17 protein-coding genes are annotated in these 19,257 nt (G+C 70.7%); 12 read left to right on the forward strand and 5 right to left on the reverse strand.

The genetic code is table 11. The features are described from left to right. Positions 1-450: 450 nt before the first annotated feature. Both ABIE65_RS03995 and ABIE65_RS04000 read right to left on the reverse strand, forming a co-directional pair. Positions 451-1,659: an IS91 family transposase gene (locus ABIE65_RS03995; RefSeq protein ID WP_354075715.1), complete on the reverse strand. Its 1,209-nt coding sequence runs from the start codon at positions 1,657-1,659 to the stop codon at positions 451-453. 7 nt (positions 1,660-1,666) lie between these two features. Then, a complete protein-coding gene (locus ABIE65_RS04000; RefSeq protein ID WP_354075717.1) occupies positions 1,667-2,527 on the reverse strand; it encodes a site-specific integrase in 861 nt (286 codons plus the stop codon). Between the two features lie 237 nt (positions 2,528-2,764). On the opposite strand from ABIE65_RS04000, the gene modA reads away from it, so the two are divergent. Genes modA through modC form a run of 3 tightly spaced genes read left to right on the forward strand, consistent with a single transcriptional unit; the run spans position 2,765 to position 5,368 of the window. After that, positions 2,765-3,556, forward strand: a complete 792-nt coding sequence (gene modA / locus ABIE65_RS04005) for a molybdate ABC transporter substrate-binding protein (RefSeq protein WP_354075719.1) — start codon at positions 2,765-2,767, stop codon at positions 3,554-3,556. Positions 3,557-3,567: 11 nt separating this feature from the next. Next, positions 3,568-4,275, forward strand: a complete 708-nt coding sequence (modB, locus tag ABIE65_RS04010) for a molybdate ABC transporter permease subunit (RefSeq protein ID WP_354075721.1) — start codon at positions 3,568-3,570, stop codon at positions 4,273-4,275. Next, positions 4,259-5,368 (forward strand): molybdenum ABC transporter ATP-binding protein, encoded by a 1,110-nt coding sequence (gene modC, locus ABIE65_RS04015; protein WP_354075723.1) that lies wholly within the window; start codon positions 4,259-4,261, stop codon positions 5,366-5,368. Before modB ends, modC begins: the two co-directional genes overlap by 17 nt. A 7-nt stretch (positions 5,369-5,375) precedes the next feature. On the opposite strand, the gene ABIE65_RS04020 is transcribed toward modC, so the two are convergent. Next, positions 5,376-5,651, reverse strand: coding sequence for a metal-sensitive transcriptional regulator (locus tag ABIE65_RS04020; protein WP_354075725.1), 276 nt, complete (start codon positions 5,649-5,651; stop codon positions 5,376-5,378). Between the two features lie 113 nt (positions 5,652-5,764). On the opposite strand from ABIE65_RS04020, the gene ABIE65_RS04025 reads away from it, so the two are divergent. Then, positions 5,765-8,218 carry a heavy metal translocating P-type ATPase gene (locus ABIE65_RS04025; protein ID WP_354075727.1) on the forward strand — a complete coding sequence of 818 codons (2,454 nt, stop codon included), beginning with the start codon at positions 5,765-5,767 and terminating at the stop codon, positions 8,216-8,218. 6 nt (positions 8,219-8,224) lie between these two features. Here ABIE65_RS04025 and ABIE65_RS04030 read toward each other — a convergent pair whose 3' ends face one another. Then, complete coding sequence (locus ABIE65_RS04030) at positions 8,225-8,884, reverse strand: trimeric intracellular cation channel family protein (protein ID WP_354075729.1); 660 nt, start codon at positions 8,882-8,884, stop codon at positions 8,225-8,227. 138 nt (positions 8,885-9,022) lie between these two features. Between ABIE65_RS04030 and ABIE65_RS04035 the strand changes: the two genes are divergently transcribed. From ABIE65_RS04035 to ABIE65_RS04045, 3 genes are all read left to right on the forward strand, one after another. Further along, positions 9,023-9,850, forward strand: a complete 828-nt coding sequence (locus tag ABIE65_RS04035; RefSeq protein WP_354075731.1) for a TIGR03084 family metal-binding protein — start codon at positions 9,023-9,025, stop codon at positions 9,848-9,850. Positions 9,851-9,943: 93 nt separating this feature from the next. Then, on the forward strand, positions 9,944-10,513 hold the full coding sequence (locus ABIE65_RS04040) for a UPF0149 family protein (protein ID WP_354075733.1): 570 nt from the start codon (positions 9,944-9,946) through the stop codon (positions 10,511-10,513). Between the two features lie 19 nt (positions 10,514-10,532). Then, positions 10,533-11,276, forward strand: coding sequence for an SDR family NAD(P)-dependent oxidoreductase (locus tag ABIE65_RS04045; RefSeq protein ID WP_354075735.1), 744 nt, complete (start codon positions 10,533-10,535; stop codon positions 11,274-11,276). A 142-nt stretch (positions 11,277-11,418) separates the two neighbouring features. Here the strand turns inward: ABIE65_RS04045 and ABIE65_RS04050 are convergent, their stop codons facing one another. Further along, positions 11,419-12,093, reverse strand: a complete 675-nt coding sequence (locus ABIE65_RS04050; RefSeq protein WP_354075737.1) for an RraA family protein — start codon at positions 12,091-12,093, stop codon at positions 11,419-11,421. 151 nt (positions 12,094-12,244) lie between these two features. Here ABIE65_RS04050 and ABIE65_RS04055 point away from each other — a divergent pair, with 151 nt between their 5' ends. The 5 genes from ABIE65_RS04055 to ABIE65_RS04075 all read left to right on the forward strand — a co-directional run bounded on the left by ABIE65_RS04055 (position 12,245) and on the right by ABIE65_RS04075 (position 19,227). Then, on the forward strand, positions 12,245-13,513 hold the full coding sequence (locus ABIE65_RS04055; protein WP_354075739.1) for an MFS transporter: 1,269 nt from the start codon (positions 12,245-12,247) through the stop codon (positions 13,511-13,513). A gap of 133 nt (positions 13,514-13,646) precedes the next feature. Continuing rightward, positions 13,647-14,987 carry a peptidoglycan-binding protein gene (locus ABIE65_RS04060; protein ID WP_354075741.1) on the forward strand — a complete coding sequence of 447 codons (1,341 nt, stop codon included), beginning with the start codon at positions 13,647-13,649 and terminating at the stop codon, positions 14,985-14,987. After that, the gene (locus ABIE65_RS04065) at positions 14,974-16,212 is read left to right on the forward strand and encodes an MFS transporter (protein WP_354075743.1); all 1,239 of its coding nucleotides are present in this window, start codon (positions 14,974-14,976) and stop codon (positions 16,210-16,212) included. Before ABIE65_RS04060 ends, ABIE65_RS04065 begins: the two co-directional genes overlap by 14 nt. Positions 16,213-16,285: 73 nt before the next feature. After that, positions 16,286-17,488, forward strand: coding sequence for an LLM class flavin-dependent oxidoreductase (locus ABIE65_RS04070; protein ID WP_354075745.1), 1,203 nt, complete (start codon positions 16,286-16,288; stop codon positions 17,486-17,488). Between the two features lie 50 nt (positions 17,489-17,538). Continuing rightward, positions 17,539-19,227, forward strand: coding sequence for an N-acyl-D-amino-acid deacylase family protein (locus ABIE65_RS04075; protein WP_354075747.1), 1,689 nt, complete (start codon positions 17,539-17,541; stop codon positions 19,225-19,227). Positions 19,228-19,257 lie beyond the last annotated feature (30 nt).

Genomic DNA, 19,257 nt, shown 5'->3' on the forward strand with positions numbered 1-19,257 from the left:
CGATCACGTAGATCCTGCGAAAGTCCTCGACCCATCCATGCCGGCCTCCCTCACCAGCAAGGATCGTGAATCAGAAAACCACGCTCATGGGAATCTGGAGGGTTCTGTGAGGTCGCGCGGCACGGCGGAGACGCTCGCGAGATCGCGACCTCATTGAAGCCGGATTGAGCGAACCCGCGGGGTAGCGGAACAGCTATGGGGATTGTGTCGCCGACGGCTGATCCGAGAGGGCGCTGCGAGCGCTCTCGTGGCGGGGTATGCAGTCGCGCCGATCGGGGACGACGACGATTGGCGGCGGGCCGCCGTGGTCCCGGGTGCCGCGGTGCGGCCTGCGCCGGAGGTGGCGGCCTGGGCTGTGACGAGCGCCGCCGCCACGCGCGGCATCGGCCCGACGGGCGTGCGCAACGCCCGCAACGATATCTGGTCGGAGGGTGTGTCGATGGGGGCTGGTCATGATGTGTCGTTCCAGAAGGACGAGCGCGATGGCGGTGATCGCCACGGCCTCGGCAGGCTGGTGCGGCTGATTGCGGTGCTGCCGCAGCAGGGACAGCGGTGGCTGCGATCCATGGCGGCCGCGTCCTCGGTCGGCGATGGATCCGACCCGGGTCCCGGTCTCGCGAGCAGCCGGCGGCAGAGCGCCAGCTTCTCGGCGCGATGACCGTTGGCGAGGAAGCCATAGTGCCGGATGCGATGGAAGCCGTCCGGCAGGGTGTGCAGCAGGAAGCGGCGGATGAACTCGTCGGCGTCGAGGGTCATGACCTTGCCCTTGCCGTGGTGGCGATAGTCGCGCCATCGGAAGGCGACCTGGCCGTCGGTGACGCGGACCAGCCGGGAGTTGGCGATGGCGACCCGGTGGGTGTAGCGGCCGAGATAAGCCAGGACCCGGGCCGGGCCGCCGAACGGCGGCTTGGCGTAGACCACCCACTCCACACGCCGCAGCTCGCGCAATCGACGCGTGAAGGCGGCAGGCTCGGCGAGCCCGGCGAGATCGCCGAAGAAGCCCAACCCGCCGGCCTCGAAGGCGGCCTGCATCTCGGCCAGGAACAGTCGGCGGAACACCCGGGACAGCACCCGGACCGGCAGGAAGAACCCAGGCCGGCAGGCGACCCAGCGCGTCCCCCCGGCCTGCGCCGGGGCAGGCTTGAGCGAGGGGCCGCCGCCCGGCACGACGCAATGGATGTGCGGATGATGGAGCAGGGTCTGGCCCCAGGTATGCAGCACGGCGACCATGCCGAGCTCGGCGCCGAGGTGGCGGGGGTCGGCGGCGACCATGCGCAGTGTCTCGGCCGCCGCCCGGAACAGGATGGCGTAGACCGCCGCCTTGTTCTGGAAGGCGATCTCCGCGGCTGCCGGCGGCATGGTGAAGACGACGTGGAAGTATTCCACCGGCAGCAGTTCGGCCTGACGGGCGGCGAGCCACTCGGCGCGGGCCTCGCCCTGGCACTTCGGGCAGTGCCGGTTGCGGCAGGAGTTGTAGGCGTGACGGATGCGGCCGCACTCCCGGCAGTGCTCGACATGGCCGCCGAGTGCCGCCGTGCGGCATAGCTCGACGGCGCTCATCACCCGCCGCTCGACCCGGCCCAGGTGACCGTCATGCGCACGGCGATAAGCATCGCCGTACCGGCGGAACACGTCCGCCAGCTCCAGGCCGGCCGACATGGCCGGATCAGGCGGGAGGCACCACCTCCAGCGCCAGCCGATCGAGCGGGCTCCCGATCCGCCGGATCAGCCCGTTCGAGACCTGGGCGTAGCGCGCGGTGGTCGACAGGTTGGCGTGCCCCAGCAGCACCTGGATGATGCGGATGTCTGTGCCACTCTCCAGCAGGTGGGTGGCGAAGCTGTGCCGTAGCGTGTGCACCGTCACGCGCTTGTCCAGACCCGCAGCGGCGCGTGCCGATCGGCACGCGGCATACAGCACCTGGACGTCGATCGGCTTGCTTGCCTCGCGGCCCGGGAACAGCCAGTGCTCCGGCCGGGCCAGTCGCCAGTAGATGCGCAGGATGCCGAGCAGCTGCGCCGACAACATGACGTAGCGGTCCTTGCCCCCTTTGCCGTGCTCGACCCGGATCACCATCCGCGCGCTGTCGATGTTGGCAACCTTCAGGCCGACCACTTCGGACGCACGCAGCCCCGCCGCGTAGGCCGTCGTCAGCGCCGCACGGCTCTTCAGGCTCGCCACGGCCTCCAGGAACCGCACCACCTCGTCGGCGCTCAGGACCACCGGCAGCTTGCGCGGCTCGCGCGCGTAGGGAATACGCTCCGGGATCTCACCGTGCCCGAGCGTGACGCCGTAGAAGAACCGGAGCGCGCACACCGTCTGGTTCAGCGCCGCCCACGACATCCCGGTCGAGACCAAGTGGACCTGGAACGCCCGCACGTCCTCCAGGCCCAACCGGTCCGGCGAGCGCCCGAAGTGCCGGCTGAACTTCGCCACCGCGTGCAGATAGGATCGTTGCGTCGCCGGCGACAGGTTGCGGACCGTCATGTCCTCGGTCATGCGCCGGCGTAGAGGGCTCAACTCGGCCATCGGAGTGCTCCTGTCTGGTGACGAGGCTGCTTGCAACCGCCATCATTCCAGACAGGGGGACCTCTACGGTCACCGCCTCCTACATCCCGCGACAGCGGGTTCGTTCAATCCCCCACGATTCACGTCGACCGGAAACCGCTCTAGAAGCGGGCCCCCGGGTCGCGGCGTCGCCCCCTGGCGCCCGTTCCGATCATGGGTTATATCCGATCAGCTATAGCGCTTGACGGAGTCGTGCCCATGGTCTCGATTGCTGCTCTGGCCCGGAGGGCCCGCACGGCCCTCACGAGTCTGGGGCTTCTCGCGACTGTCTGCGTCGGCGGCCAGGCCCAGGCCCGCGACGTGCTCGTCTTCGCCGCCGCCAGCCAGCGCGATGCGCTCGAAGCGGTGATGGCGGCGTGGACGAAGGGCGGCGGCGGTACCGCCGAGGCGTCCTACGAGTCCAGTTCCACGCTGGCCCGCCAGATCGAGCAGGGGGCCCCGGCCGACCTCTTCATCTCCGCGAACGAGACGTGGATGGACTATGTCGCCGAGCGGAAGCTCATCGATCCTGCGACCCGCGTCGACCTCCTCGGCAACACGCTGGTCCTCGTCGGCCCGAAGGGGGTGGCCCCGGTCGCCATCGCCAAGGGCTTCGACCTGCCGGCACTGCTCGGAGACCGCCGTCTCGCGATGGGCGATCCCGACCACGTGCCGGCCGGCATCTACGGCAAGGCGGCGTTGACGAGCCTCGGGGTCTGGGCGGTAGTCGAGCCGAAAGTGGCGCGCGCGGCGAACGTCCGGGCGGCGCTGGCGCTCGTCGCGCGCGGCGAGGCGCCGCTGGGCGTCGTCTACGGATCGGATGCGGCGGCCGATGCCACGGTCGCCGTGGCTGCAACGTTCCCGGCGGACAGCCACCCGCCGATCGTCTATCCGGCGGCGGTGCTGGCGGCGAGCGGCGAACCGGATGCCGCGAAGACGCTGATGGCCTTCCTCAAGACCCCGGAAGCGGCCAAGATCTTCGCCTCCTATGGATTCACCGCGCTGGACTGATCCGCATCGGCATGCCCACCCTCACGCCCCTAGAGTGGGAGGCCCTGACCCTCAGCCTGCGCGTCGCGCTGTGGAGCATGGTGGTCAGCCTGCCGCCGGCCCTCGCCGTCGCTTGGGTGCTCGCCCGCTGCCGGTTTCCCGGGCGGACGCTCCTCGACGGGCTCGTCCACCTGCCGCTGATCCTGCCGCCGGTCGTGACGGGCTACCTGCTGCTCCTGCTGCTCGGTACGCGCGGCCCGGTCGGCGCCTGGCTGAACGAGACCTTCGGCATCGTCTTGGCGTTCCGATGGACGGGGGCGGTGGTCGCCGCGGCGGTGATGGGCTTTCCGCTGATGGTCCGCGCGATCCGCCTTTCGATCGAGGCCGTCGACAGCCGGCTGGAGGCGGCCGCCGGCACCCTGGGCGCCAGTCCGCCGCTGGTGTTCCTGACGGTGACGCTGCCGCTCATCCTGCCGGGGATCGTCGCCGGCGCCATCCTGGCCTTCGCCAAGGGCATGGGCGAGTTCGGTGCCACCATCACCTTCGTGTCGAACATTCCCGGCGAGACGCGCACCCTGCCGATCGCCATCTACACGCTGCTCCAGGTGCCGGGCGGGGAGACGGCGGCGGCGCGGCTGACCGGCATCGCCATCGCCCTCTCGATGCTGGCCCTGGTCGGGTCGGAACTGCTGGCTCGGCGCATCTCCAGGCGGATTCGCGGCCTTGACGCTGTTCGTTGACGTCGAGCGCCGGCTCGGCGCCTTCTCCGTCTCCGTCCGGTTCGAAGCGGGTGCCGGCGTGACCGCCCTGTTCGGCAGGTCCGGCGCCGGCAAGACCTCGGTCGTCGACATGATCGCCGGCCTGCTGCGCCCGGACGCCGGACGAATCGTCGCCGAGGGCGATGTCCTTTTCGACGCTGCCGCCGGCATCGACCTGCCGCCGCATCGCCGCGGCATCGGCTACGTCTTCCAGGACAGCCGCCTGTTCCCGCATCTCACGGTCCGGCAGAACCTGCTCTACGGCCGCTGGATCGGCCGGCGCGGTTCGCGCGCGACGCTCCGTCCGGTCATCGAGATGCTCGGCATCGGCCATCTGCTCGGCCGCCGTCCCGCCGCGCTGTCCGGCGGCGAGCGCCAGCGGGTGGCGCTCGGCCGCGCGCTGCTCGCCGCACCCCGCCTGCTGCTGATGGACGAACCGCTCGCCTCGCTGGACGGGCCGCGGCGCGAGGAGATCCTGCCCTATATCGAGCGCCTGCGCCGCGAGGCGGGCATCCCGATCGTCTATGTCAGCCATTCGCTGTTGGAGGTCGTGCGTCTGGCCGACACGATGGTGTTGCTGTCGGAGGGGCGCGTCGCCGCGGCGGGCTCCGTGGCCTCGGTCATGGCGCGCACCGATCTTCCGATGCTGACCGGCCGGCAGGAGGCGGGCGCCGTGCTCGACGCGCGCGTGGCGGAGCATGTCGCCGCCTTCGGCCTCACCGTGCTCGACACGCTGGCCGGGCGGCTGCGCGTGCCCCATGTCGACCTGCCGGTGGGATCGTCCCTGCGGCTGCGCATCCGTGCGCGCGACGTGATGGTGGCGACCGTCGCGCCGGAGGGACTGAGCGCCCTCAACCAGCTTCCCGCCGAGGTCGTCGAGATCGGTCCGCCGCACGGTGCGGCCGTCGAACTGCGGCTCGCCTGCGGATCCGTGCCGCTGCTCGCGCGCGTCACGCTTCAGTCGGTCGATGCGCTCGGCCTCGCGCCCGGCCGCCGCGTCTGGGCGGTGATCAAGAGCGTGGCCTTGGCCTCGGAGCCGGACTCGGACGCCGACCTCGTCGTGCACGAGACCTAACCGCCCGTCAGCTCGAGCGCCGGCCCAGCACCTGCAGCAGTTCGGCCACCTTGCGCCGCTGCTCGCCGGCGTCGCCGCTGGCGATGGCGTGCTCGACGCAGTGCTCGACATGGTCCTTCAGCACTTCCTCCTCGACGCGCTGGAGGGCGGCGCGGACCGCCTGCACCTGGGTGATCACGTCGATGCAGTAGCGGTCCTCCTCGACCATGCGGGCGATGCCGCGCACCTGGCCCTCGATGCGGGCGAGGCGCTTGAGGCAGGAACTGGTGGTTTCGCTTTTCACCTTGATACCATACCCCCCTAGAGTATATCTGCGGTCAAGAGATGAGGGCGCGGGATGCTTCCGTCAAGCATCGGCCATCCGCGCACCTGCGACCGCTCGCACCTGGAGGATGTATGTCGGCCTGCTGCCATACGCACGCTGCAAAGCATGATCACGCCGCGTCTGCCGGCGCGACCGTGAAGGATCCGGTCTGCGGCATGACCGTCGATCCCGCCACGGCGAAACACAGCGCCAGCCACGGCGGCGAGACCTACTGGTTCTGCAGCGCGCGCTGCCGCGAGCGCTTCGAGGCGGAGCCGGAGCGCTGGCTGAACCCGCAGCCGCAGGAACCGGCGGCCGGCAGCGAAGGCGCGCTGCACGTCTGTCCGATGTGCGAGGGCGTCGAGAAGATGGGTCCCGGCACCTGCCCGAAGTGCGGCATGGCCCTAGAGCCGGCCAATCCCGTGGCGGCGAAGACGACCCGCTACACCTGCCCGATGCATCCCGAGATCGTGCGCGACGAGCCGGGCGAGTGTCCGATCTGCGGGATGGCGCTGGAGCCGGTCGCCGTGACGGCGGAGCAGGGGCCCAATCCCGAACTCGTCGACTTCCGGCGCCGCTTCATCGTCGGATCCGTCTTCACCGTGCCGCTCTTCCTGCTCGCGATGGGCACCCATCTCGTCGACCTGCACGACGTCGTCTCCCCTATCGTCTCCCACTGGATCCAGTTCGCACTGGCGACGCCGGTCGTGCTCTGGGCGGGGCTGCCGTTCTTCGAGCGCGCATGGGCGTCTCTCGTGACGCGCAATCTCAACATGTTCACGCTCATCGGCCTCGGCACCGGTGCGGCCTATGCCTACAGCGTCGTCGCGACGGTGGCGCCCGGCATCTTCCCTGAGGGCTTCCGCCTGCACGACGGCGGCGTCGACGTCTATTTCGAGGCGGCGGCCGTGATCGTCGTGCTCGTGCTGCTCGGCCAGATCCTCGAACTGCGCGCCCGCGAGCAGACCGGCGGCGCCATCCGCGCCCTGCTCGACATGGCGCCGAAGACGGCGCGCCGGCTCACCGACGACGGCACCGACGAGGAGGTCCCGCTCGAGCGGATCCGCGTCGGCGACCGCCTGCGTGTCCGTCCCGGCGACCGGGTGCCGGTCGACGGCGCGGTCGTCGATGGCCGCAGCAGCGTCGATGAGTCGATGGTCACCGGGGAGCCGATGCCGGTGCAGAAGGCGGCGGGCGATCCGGTGATCGGCGGCACGCTCAACGGTGCCGGCGGCTTCGTCATGCGCGCCGACAAGGTGGGCGAGGACACGCTGCTCTCCGGCATCGTCCAGATGGTCGCGTCCGCCCAGCGCAGCCGCGCGCCGATCCAGCGCACCGTCGACCGCGTCGCCGGCTACTTCGTCCCGGTGGTGGTCGCGGCGGCCGTGCTCGCCTTCGCCGCATGGGCGATCTTCGGCCCGCCGCCGGCCCTGGCGCACGCACTGATCGCGGCCGTCGCCGTCCTGATCATCGCCTGCCCCTGCGCGCTGGGGCTCGCCACGCCGATGTCGATCATGGTCGGCACGGGCCGCGGCGCGGGCGAGGGGCTGCTGTTCCGCAACGCCGAAGCGCTGGAGGTCTTCGAGGGGATCGACACGCTGGTCGTCGACAAGACCGGCACGCTGACCGAGGGCAAGCCGAAGGTCGTCGCGGTCCGCACGGTCGGCGACCGCGGCGAGGACGACCTGCTCGCCCTGGCGGCCGGGCTCGAACGCGGCAGCGAGCACCCGCTGGGTGCCGCCATCGTCGCTGCTGCAGAATCGCGCGGTCTCTCCGTGTCGGATGCCGCCGACTTCGCCTCGGAAAGCGGCGAGGGCGTTCACGGCACGGTCGGCCGCCGCCGGATCGCGCTCGGCAATGTCCGCCTCATGGAGCGGCTCGGCGTCGATCCCGGCCCGCTCCTCGACCTCGCCGAGACGCTCCGGGCGGACGGGGCGACTGCGATGCTGGTGGCGATCGACGGCGCCGCGGCCGGCGTCGTCGCCGTGGCCGACCCGGTCAAGGAAGGTACCGCCGAGGCGCTGCGCGCGCTGCACGCCGAGGGACTGCGCATCGTCATGCTGACCGGCGACAGCCGCACGACCGCCCGTGCCGTAGCGGCCGGGTTGGGAATCGACGAGGTCGAGGCCGAGGTCCTGCCGGCCGACAAGGGCCGCACGATCGAGCGCCTGCGCGGCGAGGGGCGGCGGGTCGCCATGGCCGGCGACGGCATCAACGACGCGCCGGCACTGGCCGCCGCCGATGTCGGCATCGCCATGGGCACCGGCACCGACGTCGCGATCGAGAGTGCCGGGGTGACCTTGGTCAAGGGCGACCTGCGCGGCATCGTCCGCGCCCGCCGGATCAGCCGCGCCACGATGCGCAACATCCGCCAGAACCTGTTCCTGGCCTTCGTCTACAACGCCATCGGCGTGCCGATCGCCGCGGGCGTGCTCTATCCCGTGCTGGGCATCCTGCTCAGCCCGATGGTCGCTGCGGTGGCGATGAGCCTCAGCTCCGTCTCGGTCATCGGCAACGCGCTCCGGCTGCGGCGTGCGCGGCTTTAGGACGCCTCAGGGCGCCGGACCGTCGAGCGGGCGGTCCGGGCGCCTGTAGTGCGGGATCGACCAGCCGAAGACGATAGCGGCCGCGCGCAGGCCGAAGGCGACGGCGAATGCCGCCACCGCGCGCTCCGGCCCCTCCGGCGCGAAAGGCTGCAGCGACACGTAGGTGAGGGCGCCGGCGAGAGCCGCGGTCGCATAGATCTCCTTGTGCAGCAGCAGCGGCCGCTCGCCGCACAGAATGTCGCGCAGCACGCCGCCGAAGGCCGCGGTGATCACCCCCATGGTGACGGCGACCGAGGCGGAGGCGCCTGTCGCCAGCGCCTTCTCCGCGCCCGCGACGGCGAAGAGCGCCATGCCGAGCGCGTCGGCCCATAGCAGCGCCCGGTAGCGCGACGTTAGCAGCCGCGCCAGCCAGAAGACCGGCAGCGCCGCGGCAACGCACACCCACAGATAGACCGGCTTCTGCACCCAGAACACGGGGCCGATGCCCAGCAGCAGGTCCCGGATCGTCCCGCCGCCGATGGCGGTGACCGTGCCGATCACGATGAACCCGAACGGGTCCATCTCGCGCCGCGCCGCCGTCAGCGCGCCCGACACGGCGAACACGGCGAGCCCCGCCAGTTCGAGGGCGGAATAGGCCCCCTGCAGGATCTCGATCGTCGGCGCCATGCGCTCTCTCCGGTCGTCTCGGCAGCGGTCGTCGTCAATGCTCGTCGGCGGCGGCAGCGGCCCCGCATGGGGTCCGTTCACAGGGTGCCGCCGTGCCGCCATACTCGGCCGCGTCGCCACAGGAAGGGAAGAGCGCCCGTGCTGCAGCAGATTGCCGATCTTCGCGAGGAAGGCGCCGAACTCCACGCCCTTCTGGCCGGGCTGGCCGACGCGGACTGGGAGCGCGAGACCCTCTTCAAGCGCTGGACGATCAACGACATCGTCCAGCATCTGCATTTCGGCGACGAGATGGGCATGGCGTCGCTGCGCGGGCCCGACGATTTCACGGCGCTGATGGCCGACGTCAGGGCGCAGCGCGAGACCGGCCTGACCCGCGTGGAGGAGACGCGCAAGCGCCTGGGCGACCCGCGCGGCCACGCGCTGCTGTCCCTTTGGAAGGGCCATCTCGACACGCTCTGCGACGCGCTGGAGGCCCGCGACCCCGCCGCGCGGATCACCTGGGCCGGCCCCGACATGAGCGTGCGGATGTTCGCGACCGCCCGGCAGATGGAGATCTGGGCGCATGCTCAGGCCATCTGGGACGTGCTCGGCCTGGAGCGCGGCTGCGCCGAGCGGCTGCAGAACATCGCCGTCATCTGCGTGAAGACTTTCGGCTGGACCTTCGTGAACCGGAAGCTGCCGGTCCCCGAGACCGTGCCCCATGTGCGCCTGACCGCGCCATCGGGCACCGTCTGGGAGTGGAACGATCCGGCCTCGCCGAGCGCCGTCGAGGGCGATGCGGTCGCCTTCTGCCAGGTTTGCACCCAGACGCGGAACATCGCCGACACCGACCTCGTCGTGCGCGGCGACGCCGCGGAGCGCTGGATGGCCTTGGCGCAGTGTTTCGCCGGTCCGCCGGAGGATCCTCCGGCACCCGGCCTGCGCCGCCGCGCCGCGGAACCGGTCGCGCGCGCCGCGGCGACCTGATCGCCGCTCGCGTTCGCGGTTGCGGCGCCCGCCGGGCATCGTCATGTTGCGGCCATCGGCGCCGACGATCGGCGCCCGGAGTGGAGATGCATCATGCAGGCGCAGCTGAGCGACGACGAGATCGAGGCTCTCGACGCCTTCCTCATGTCGGATGCGGCCCCCGAGGACTGCATGCTCATCTCGGACCTCGACGGCTTCCTGACGGCCGTCGCGATCGGCCCGGATGAGGTGCAGCCGGCCGAATGGCTCCCGGTGGTGTGGGGCGAGGAGGAGCCGGAGTTCGAGGACGCGGCGCAGGCCGAAGCGATGGTTGGGCTGATGCATCGCCGCATCGCCAACATCCGCCGTCAGGTGGTCGAGGACCCGGACGAGTACGCGCCCTGGTTCTGGGCCGACGACGACGACAATCCGGTCGCCATCGCCTGGGCCGAGGGCTTCCTCGCCGCGATCGACCTGCGGCCGGAAGCATGGCAGCCGCTGCTGGAATCCGAAGAGGGCCTGCAGCTCGTCGGCCCGATCGCGATCTTCTGGCCGGCGGCGGAGGATGCGGCGCCCGCGGAGGACGACGGCGATCTCGAGGAACTGCAGCTGCAGATGGCGGAACTGATCCCCGACGCCGTCGTCGGCATCGGCAAGTTCTGGGCGTCCGCCAGGCTTCACTAATCGTTTCGGAGACGTGCGGATGGATGCGCTTTTCGACCTCAGCGGGAAGGTGGCGCTGGTCACCGGCGGCAGCCGCGGGCTGGGCTACCAGATGGTCAAGGCCTTCGCGGCGCACGGCGCAGACGTGATCGTCACCAGCCGCAAGGTCGACAACTGCCGGGCCGTCGCCGCCGAGGTCGAGGGCATGGGCCGCCGGGCGCTCGCCTATGGCTGCAACGTCGCCCGCTGGGAGGAACTGGACGGTCTGGTCGAGGCGGCCTACGCCGCCTTCGGCAAGGTCGATATCCTGGTGAACAATGCCGGCAGCTCGCCCCTGGCGCCCTCGTCGCTGGAGACGAGCGAGCAGCTGTTCGACCGTGTCGTGTCGCTGAACTTCAAGGGACCGTTCCGCCTCTGCGCGATGATCGGCAGCCGCATGGCGGCGGGCGACGGCGGCTCGATCATCAACGTGTCGAGCGCCGGGGCCCTGCGTCCGCGCCCGGAGATCGCGCCCTATGCCGGTGCCAAGGCGGCACTCAATGCCGTCACCACGGCCTTCGCCTTCGAGTACGGCCCGAAGGTGCGGGTGAACACCATCTCGCCCGGCCGCTTCCTGACCGACGTCTCCGAAGCCTGGTCGGAGGAGCACAAGAAGAACCCGACGGCCGCCCTGCGCCGCAGCGGCCTGCCGGAGGAGATCGTCACCGCCGCCCTCTACCTCGCGAGCGACCGGTCGAGCTTCACCACGGGATCGATCGTCAGGGTCGACGGCGGCATCGCCTGAGCTGGCGTACGTGCTTCGAGACGGGCCGCCCGTGGCGGCCCTCCTCAGCACGAGGGTGTGATGTTCATATCACCCCACGCCGGCCTCGTCCTGAGGAGCCCGCGTCAGCGGGCGTCTCGAAGGACGCCCCCGGGCACCGCTCTCACAGCCCCTCGCAGCCGAGCTTCCTGAGCGTCGCCTCGACCCAGCTGCGGTCGATGGTGCCGGCCTTCGTCGCGGCCATCTGCTTCTCCTCGGCGGCCTGCTTCGCCTCGGCGTCGCGCGCGACCGTCTCCAGCGCGTCGTAGGGCACGCAGAGCAGCCCGTCCTCGTCGCCGATCATCAGGTCGCCCGGCTCGACCACCATGCCGTCGATCGCGACCGGCACGTTGATCTCGCCCGGCCCGTCCTTGTAGGGGCCGCGGTGCGTGATGCCGGCGGCGAACACCGGAAAGGCGCCGGCGTGAATCGCGGCATAGTCGCGGATCGCGCCGTTGATGACGAAGCCGCCCAGCCGGCGGTGCTCGGCGAAGGCCAGCATCAGTTCGCCGATGATGGCGTTGGTCAGGTCGCCGCCGGCGTCCACGACGATCACGTCGCCGGGATCGGCGATATCGAGCGCCCGATGCACCATCAGATTGTCGCCGGGCCGCGTCTTCACCGTGAAGGCGGGTCCGGCCATCACGCCGCCGGCATGCATCGGCCGCAGCCGCGCGCCGCCCGCCGTCATCCGCGCCATCACGTCGCTGACGTTGGCGACCGGCAGCTTCGCGAACCGCGCGACCGTCGCCTCGTCGACCTTGCGCGTGCGCGCAGAGATCCTGAATCCCTGTCCCATTGCCGAATGTCCTTCCTGCGGCTTCCGTGTGCTGGCCGGCATCCTATAGGACGGCCGGGGCGGCGACAGCCCGTGTCGCGCCGGACGCTCCTCCTGCTAGACTGCCGGCTTGCGGCCGGGCACAAGGCCGGCATCGCGGGGAAACGGCGCCATGCAGGCCAGGGGTTCGCAGACCAGCGGTTCGAAGGCCAGCGATTCGATAGAGACACGCGCCTCCTGGGTCGTGGCGACGGCGGCGTTCACGATCATCATGATCTCGTTCGCCACGCCCTACATCGTCATCGTCGGGCTGAAGCCGATCGCCGAGGACATGGGCGGGCTGCGCTCGACGCCAGCACTCGCCGCGTCGCTGGCCTATCTCGGCACCGCCACCGGCGGCATCGGCATGGGCTGGTGGGCCGACCGGGCCGGGGTGATCCGTCCGGTGCTGCTCGGCGTGGTCATGGTCGCGCTGGGCGCGATGCTCGCCAGCACCGGCAGCATCTGGGCGCTCTATGTCGGCTACGGCCTGATGGTGGGGCTGCTCGGCAATTCCGGCCTGTTCGCGCCGCTCCTCACCTATGTCAGCCGCTGGTTCGACCGTCGGCGCGGCGTCGCGATCAGCCTCGTCACCAGCGGCCAGCAGATTGCCGGCGCGCTCTGGCCGCCGCTGTTCGGCCTCGCCATCGGCGCCTTCGGCTGGCAGCAGACGATGTTTTGGTTCGGCGTCCTGGCCCTCTGCGCCCTGCTGCCGCTCACCTGGTTCATGCGCCGCGAGCCGCCGGCGCCGTCTGCGAGCACCGTCGCCGCCGACCCGGTGAAGAACGCACCCGTGCTCGGGCTCCGACCGAACCTCGTCTTCGGCCTGCTGTGCACCGCGATCGTCGGCTGCTGCATTCCGATGTCGATGCCGATGGGCCACCTCGTCGCCTTCTGCAGCGACCTCGGCTTCGCCCCGGCGCGCGGTGCCGAGATGCTGTCGCTGCTGCTCTTCTGCGCCTTCCTCAGCCGCATCTTCTGGGGAACGCTGTCCGATCGGATCGGCGGGCTGCGCACCGTGCTCGCCGGGACCACCTGCCAGGCGGTGGGGATGGCGCTGTTCGGCGTCGTCGACGATTTCGTCGGCCTCTACATCCTGTCCGCCGCCTTCGGGCTCGGCTTCGGCGGCATCGTGCCGAGCTACGTCCTGACGGTGCGCGAGCACTTCCCGTCAGCCGAGGCGGGCTGGCGCATCGCCACGCTGGTCTTCTTCGGCCTCAGCGGCATGGCGGCCGGCGGCTGGCTCGCCGGCGTCATCTACGACTGGGCGGCGCATTACCAGCCCGCCTTCATGCTGGGCCTCGCCTTCAATCTCTGCACGGTCGCCATCGTCGCCAGCCTCGTCATGCGTGACCGCCGGCCGTCGCGCCGTGACGCCAATGAACTCCCGGCCACCGCTTGACAGCCGGATGCGGTGAGCCGCGTCATACGCCTGCGGTTGTGCCGAGGATAATTGAACGGTCACGGGCGCTGCACCGCTCCGGCCGGAGCGGTGCGCCGGAACGACGGCCGAGGTTCCAGCTGCGGAGGTCGCCATGCTCACGCTTCCAATCCTGAAGAAGCTCTACGAAACGGCGGAGGACGAGACCCTTTCGGTCTTCGCCGAGCAGGCCGAAGCGGTGCTCGGCGAGTTCGGCATCCTGGCCGCGCGCGAGCGCCTGCACTTCTTCCTGGCGCAGATCGGCCACGAGTCGGGCGGCCTGAAGATCCGCTGCGAGAACATGAACTACTCGCCCGAGCGCCTGATGCAGGTCTGGCCGCGGCGCTTCCCCGACCTCGCGTCCACCAACGGTTTCGCCCGCGCGCCGGAAGCCCTGGCCAACAACGTCTATGGCGGGCGCATGGGCAACGATGCGCCCGGCGACGGCTGGAAATATCGCGGTCGCGGCTTCATCCAGATCACCGGCAAGGACGGCTACCGCCAGGTCGGCGAGCGTGCCGGCCTCGACCTCGTCGCGGATCCGGACCAGGCGCTCGATCCCAGGAACTGCCTGCGCATCGCCTGCGCCTTCTGGGACTGGAAGCGGATCAATCCGCTGTGCGACGCGGGCGACTTCACTGCGGTGACGCGCCGGATCAACGGCGGCACCGTCGGCATGCAGGACCGGTTCGCCTGGCTGACCAAGGTCCAGGCGCTCGTTCCGTGGGCGCCGCGGCCGGGCGCGCGGCGTACGGAGGCCGATCTCTCGCTGGACGAGATCAAGGCCGCGCAGGCGTGTCTGAAGGCGTGCGGTTTCTACGAGGGCTCGATCGACGGCATCTTCGGCAGGAACAGCCGCGGCGGCCTGAAACAATTCCAGGCGGAAAACGGCCTGCCCGCCACCGGTCGTCTGGATCCGCAAACGCTGGAGAAGCTGAAGGCCGCGGCGGGCGAGGGGGCCGCGGCGGTGTCGGCGGCCACGCCTGCGCCTGCGCCTGCGACTGCCATGCCGGCCACCGCGCCCGCGGCCTCGGCGGCAGCCGGCGAGAGCGAGATGCTGCGCCGGGGACGCGAGATCCGGCGCGAGCTCATGGGCGACGCGCTCGTCGCGCGCATGGCGAAGAACACCTACGACAGTCCGCTGATGCGCAAGTTCGGCGACTATGCCAGCGAGGCGGTCTTCGGCCTGCTGTGGACGCGTCCGGGGCTCGACCTGAAGACGAAGACGCTGATCTGCGTCGTCTCCGACACGGCGACGGCGCGCTGGCCGGAACTGGCGATCCACCTGCGCATGGCGCGCCGCCAGGGCTGGACCGAGGACGAGCTGGCCGAGACGCTGCTGCACCTCTCCGGCTATGTCGGCCTGCCCCCGGTGCGCGAGGGGATGATCGTGGCGCGCGAGACGTTCGAGGCGATGGCGGCCGAAGAGGGCGGGGCACAGGGTGACGGCACCTAGCGGCGCGCTCGGCGGCGAGGTGGCCGGCGGCGGACCGACCGCCGGGACCGCCTATACCGCCGCCGGCGTCATGCTGGCGCAGCACACCTTCTCATCGATGACGAAGGCGACCATTCCGGTCGCCGCACCGATCATGCTGCCCGCGCTGGCGCTCGATCCGGCCTTTCTCGGCGTGCTGATGGCGCTCATCTCGGTCGCCGGCTTCGCCTCCATGCTGGGCGTCGGCTGCTTCATCCGCCGCTTCGGCGGCCTGCGGCTCGGGCAGGCGGCCCTGGCGATCAATGCGCTGTTCTCGGCGGTGATGGCGCTGGGCTTCGTCTCCCTGATGCTGCTCGCCGCCCTCGCCATCGGTGTCGGCGTCGGCATTTCGACCCCGGCGGGGTCGCAGGTCGTGGCGCGGCAGTCGCCGCCGCGCCTGGCGCCGCTGATGTTCTCGATCAAGCAGACCGCGGTGCCGCTCGGCATCATGATCGCGGGCCTGCTCGTACCGCTTCTGACGGTGTCGATCGGCTGGCAGGGTGCGCTGCTGCTGGTTGCCGCGTCCTGCATGTTTCTCCTCGCCCTGCTGCAGCCCTTCCGCGAGCGGTTCGACTCGGACCGCGACCCCGCCGCACGGCTGTCCGCGGTCGATTTCCTCGCCACCATGCGCGGCGTGCTCGGCGACCGCGCCATTCGCGAACTGGCCTTCGTCTCCTTCGCCTTCCTCGGCCTGCAAGCGGTCTTCACGTCCTTCTACGTCACCTACCTGACCGTCGGTCGCGGCTTTCCGCTCGCCTCGGCCGGGACCGCGCTGTCGATCGCCGTTTCGGTCGCGGTGGCCAGCCGCATCGTCTGGGGATGGGTCGCAGGCCGCGTCTCGCCGCGGGCCGTGCTCGCCGTCATCGGCCTGGTGTCCGGCGCGCTGACGATCGCCCTCGCGCTGTCCTCGGCCTCATGGGGGATCGTGCCGCTCGCAGCCCTCGGCATCGGGATCAGCGGCACCGCGGTCGCGTGGCACGGCGTGCTGCTGGCCGAGGTGGCGCGGCTGGCACCGCCCGGCACCGCGGGCGCCATGTGCGGCGGCGCCATCGCCGTGGGCCTCGTCGCCGAGGCGGCGTTTCCGCTGATCTTCGCCGGCTTCCTGACGCTCACCGGCAGCTTCGTGCCCGGCTTCCTCGCGGCGGCGGCGCTGCCGATCCTCCTCGGCCTGCTCCTGCTCCGACCCCGGCCGCTGGCCCCGGGCTGACCGGTTCTGCTATCGTTTGACCGGACAAGGGCGCACGCGCGCCATACTCTCTCACGACGACGGAGCAAGCCGCATGACGCAGGTCCCGCTGAGGCATGGCGTATTCCTCGCACCCTTCCACGCGATGGACGAGAACCCGACCGCCTGCCTGGATCGCGACCTGGAGCTGATGGAGTGGCTCGACCGTCTCGGGTTCCACGAGGCCTGGATCGGCGAGCACCATTCGGCGGGCTGGGAGATCATCAGCTCGCCCGAACTCTTCATCGCCGTCGCGGCAGAGCGGACGAAGTCCATCCGCTTCGGCACCGGCGTGATCTCGCTGCCCTACCACAACCCGCTGATGGTCGCGAACCGCATCATCCAGCTCGACCACCACACCCGCGGCCGGGTCATGTTCGGCGCCGGGCCTGGCCTGCTCGCCTCGGACGCGCTGATGCTCGGCATCGACCCCAGTACCCAGCGCGACCGCATGGCCGAGGCGCTCGACGTGATCGTGCGCCTGTTCAAGGGCGAGTACGTCACCGAGAAGACCGACTGGTATACGCTGGTCAACGCGCGCGCCCACATCCCGCCCTACACCAAGCCGCACCCCGAGATCGCGGTCGCCAGCGCCGTCACGCCCTCCGGCGGCAGGCTCGCCGGGAAGTACGGCTTCAGCATGATCTGCGTCGCCGCCACCAATCCCTTCGGCTACGACGCGCTCGCCGCCAACTGGCAGATCGCCAACGAACTGGCGGCCGAGCAGGGCCGCAAGATGGACCCGGCCAACCTGCGCCTCGTCGGCCCGATGCACATCGCCGAGACGCGCGAGCAGGCGATGAAGAACGTGAAGTTCGGCTTCGCCAAGTACATCGACTACTTCAACAACAACCAGCAGCGCTTCAACGTCCCGCCGGGACAGGACCCGGCCGAATGGTTCGTCGAGAACAAGTTCGGCGTGATCGGCACCCCGGACGACGCCATCGCGATGATCCAGCGCCTCTACGACAAGCAGGGCGATTTCGGCGTCTACCTGCAGCAGGCGAACAACGTCGCCGACTGGGAGGCGACGAAGCGCTCCTACGAACTCTATGCGCGCTACGTCATGCCCCACTTCTCCGGCGACAACCGGCAGCGGATCGAGTCCTTCGAATGGTGCGGCGAGAACCGCGGCGACCTCTCCGACAAGCGGTCCAGGGCGGCGAGCGCCATGTTCGACAAGCACGAGGCGGAACAGCGCGCCCGTAAGGAAGCGGCGGCCATGGCACGGCCGCAGAAGGGCCGCGAGGCCTGGTAACGGCATAGAGCAGGCGAAGGCGGAGCAACCGCCGGCCCAGGAGGAAGCCCATGCACGACATCGTCATCCGGCGCGGCACGGTTGTGGACGGAACGGGCGCGCCGCGCCGCATCGCCGACGTCGCGGTCGACGGCGGCATCGTCACCGCGGTCGGACCGGACGTCGGCCGCGGCCGGCGCGAGATCGACGCCGACGGCCTGCTCGTCACCCCCGGCTTCGTCGACATCCACACCCATTACGACGGGCAGGCGACCTGGGACTCCTTCCTGGAGCCTTCGTCGCTGCACGGCGTCACCACCGCCGTGTTCGGCAATTGCGGTGTCGGCTTCGCGCCGGTCCGCCCCGGCACCACCGACTTCCTCATCAACCTGATGGAGGGGATCGAGGACATCCCGGGCACGGTGCTCGCCGAGGGTGTCAAGTTCGACTGGGAGTCCTTCCCCGACTACATGAAGGCCCTTGAGGCGCGGCCGCATTCCATCGACATCGCCTGCCAGGTACCGCACACGGCGCTGCGCTTCTACGTCATGGGTGAGCGCGGCGCGGAGCACGCGGAGGTGCCGACAGAGGACGAGATCGACCGCATGGGCGTCCTCCTGGAAGAGGCGCTGCGCGCCGGCGCCCGCGGCTTCACCACCTCGCGCACCACCAAGCACCGCGCCAAGGACGGCCGCCTCGTCCCCAGCCTCACGGCCCGTGAGGCGGAACTGTTCGGCCTCGCACGCGCCATGCGCCGCGCCGGCCGCGGCGTGCTGGAGGTCAATTCCGACTTCGGTCCGGGCGAGCTGGAGGCGCTGGTCGCGGCGGCTGAGATCGCCGGCCGGCCGCTCTCCTGCCTGCTCGTCCAGGTCGACGCGCACCCGCGGCTGTGGCGCGAGACGCTGGACGGCATCCGTGCCGCCCGTGCCTCCGGCATCGCCGCCAACGCACAGGTCGGCTGCCGTTCGCCCGGCATGCTGATGGGGCTGGAGACGACCATCCATCCCTTCGCCGCGCATCCCGCCTGGCGCGCCCTGGAGACGCTCTCGCCGGCCGAGCGCTATGCGCGTCTCTCCGCCGATGCCGACCTGCGTCGCAGCCTCACGGAGGAGCGGACGGGCAAGCCGGCGGAAGCCTGGATGGCCAAGGCGCTGGAGCGCACCTTCGCCCTCGGCAGCGAACTCGACTACGAACCGCCGCCGGAACGCAGCATCGCCGCGCGGGCGCGGAACGAGGGCGGCAATCCCTGGACGCTGTCGCTCGACCTGATGATGGCCGACGGCGGCAAGGGCCTGCTGCTGCACCCGATCGAGAACTATCACGGCGGCAGCCTCGAAGACGTCCGCGAGATGATCGAGGACGACGCCAGCGTCATGGGCGTGGCCGACGGCGGCGCCCATGTCGGCATCATCTGCGACGCCAGCTCGCCGACCTTCCTGATGACGCACTGGGCGCGCGACCGGACGCGCGGCGCCACCCTGCCGCTCGAATTCGTGATCGCCAAACAGACCCGCGACACGGCGCTGTCCTACGGCCTGACCGACCGCGGCGTGCTGGCGCCCGGCATGCGCGCCGACATCAACGTCATCGACTTCGACGGCCTGCGCCTGCTGCCGCCTGAAGTCGTCTACGACCTGCCGACCGGCGGCCGCCGCCTGACCCAGGCCGCCAGCGGCTATCGCCACACTTTCGTCGCCGGTGTCGAGACGCGCCGCGACGACGCCTTCACCGGGGAGCTTCCGGGCAAGCTGGTGCGCTGACGGGCCCGGCCGGCAACGGAAACGGCGCGA

The organism is Constrictibacter sp. MBR-5 (genome assembly GCF_040549485.1).
In the GTDB taxonomy this organism is placed as follows: Bacteria; Pseudomonadota; Alphaproteobacteria; order JAJUGE01; family JAJUGE01; genus Constrictibacter.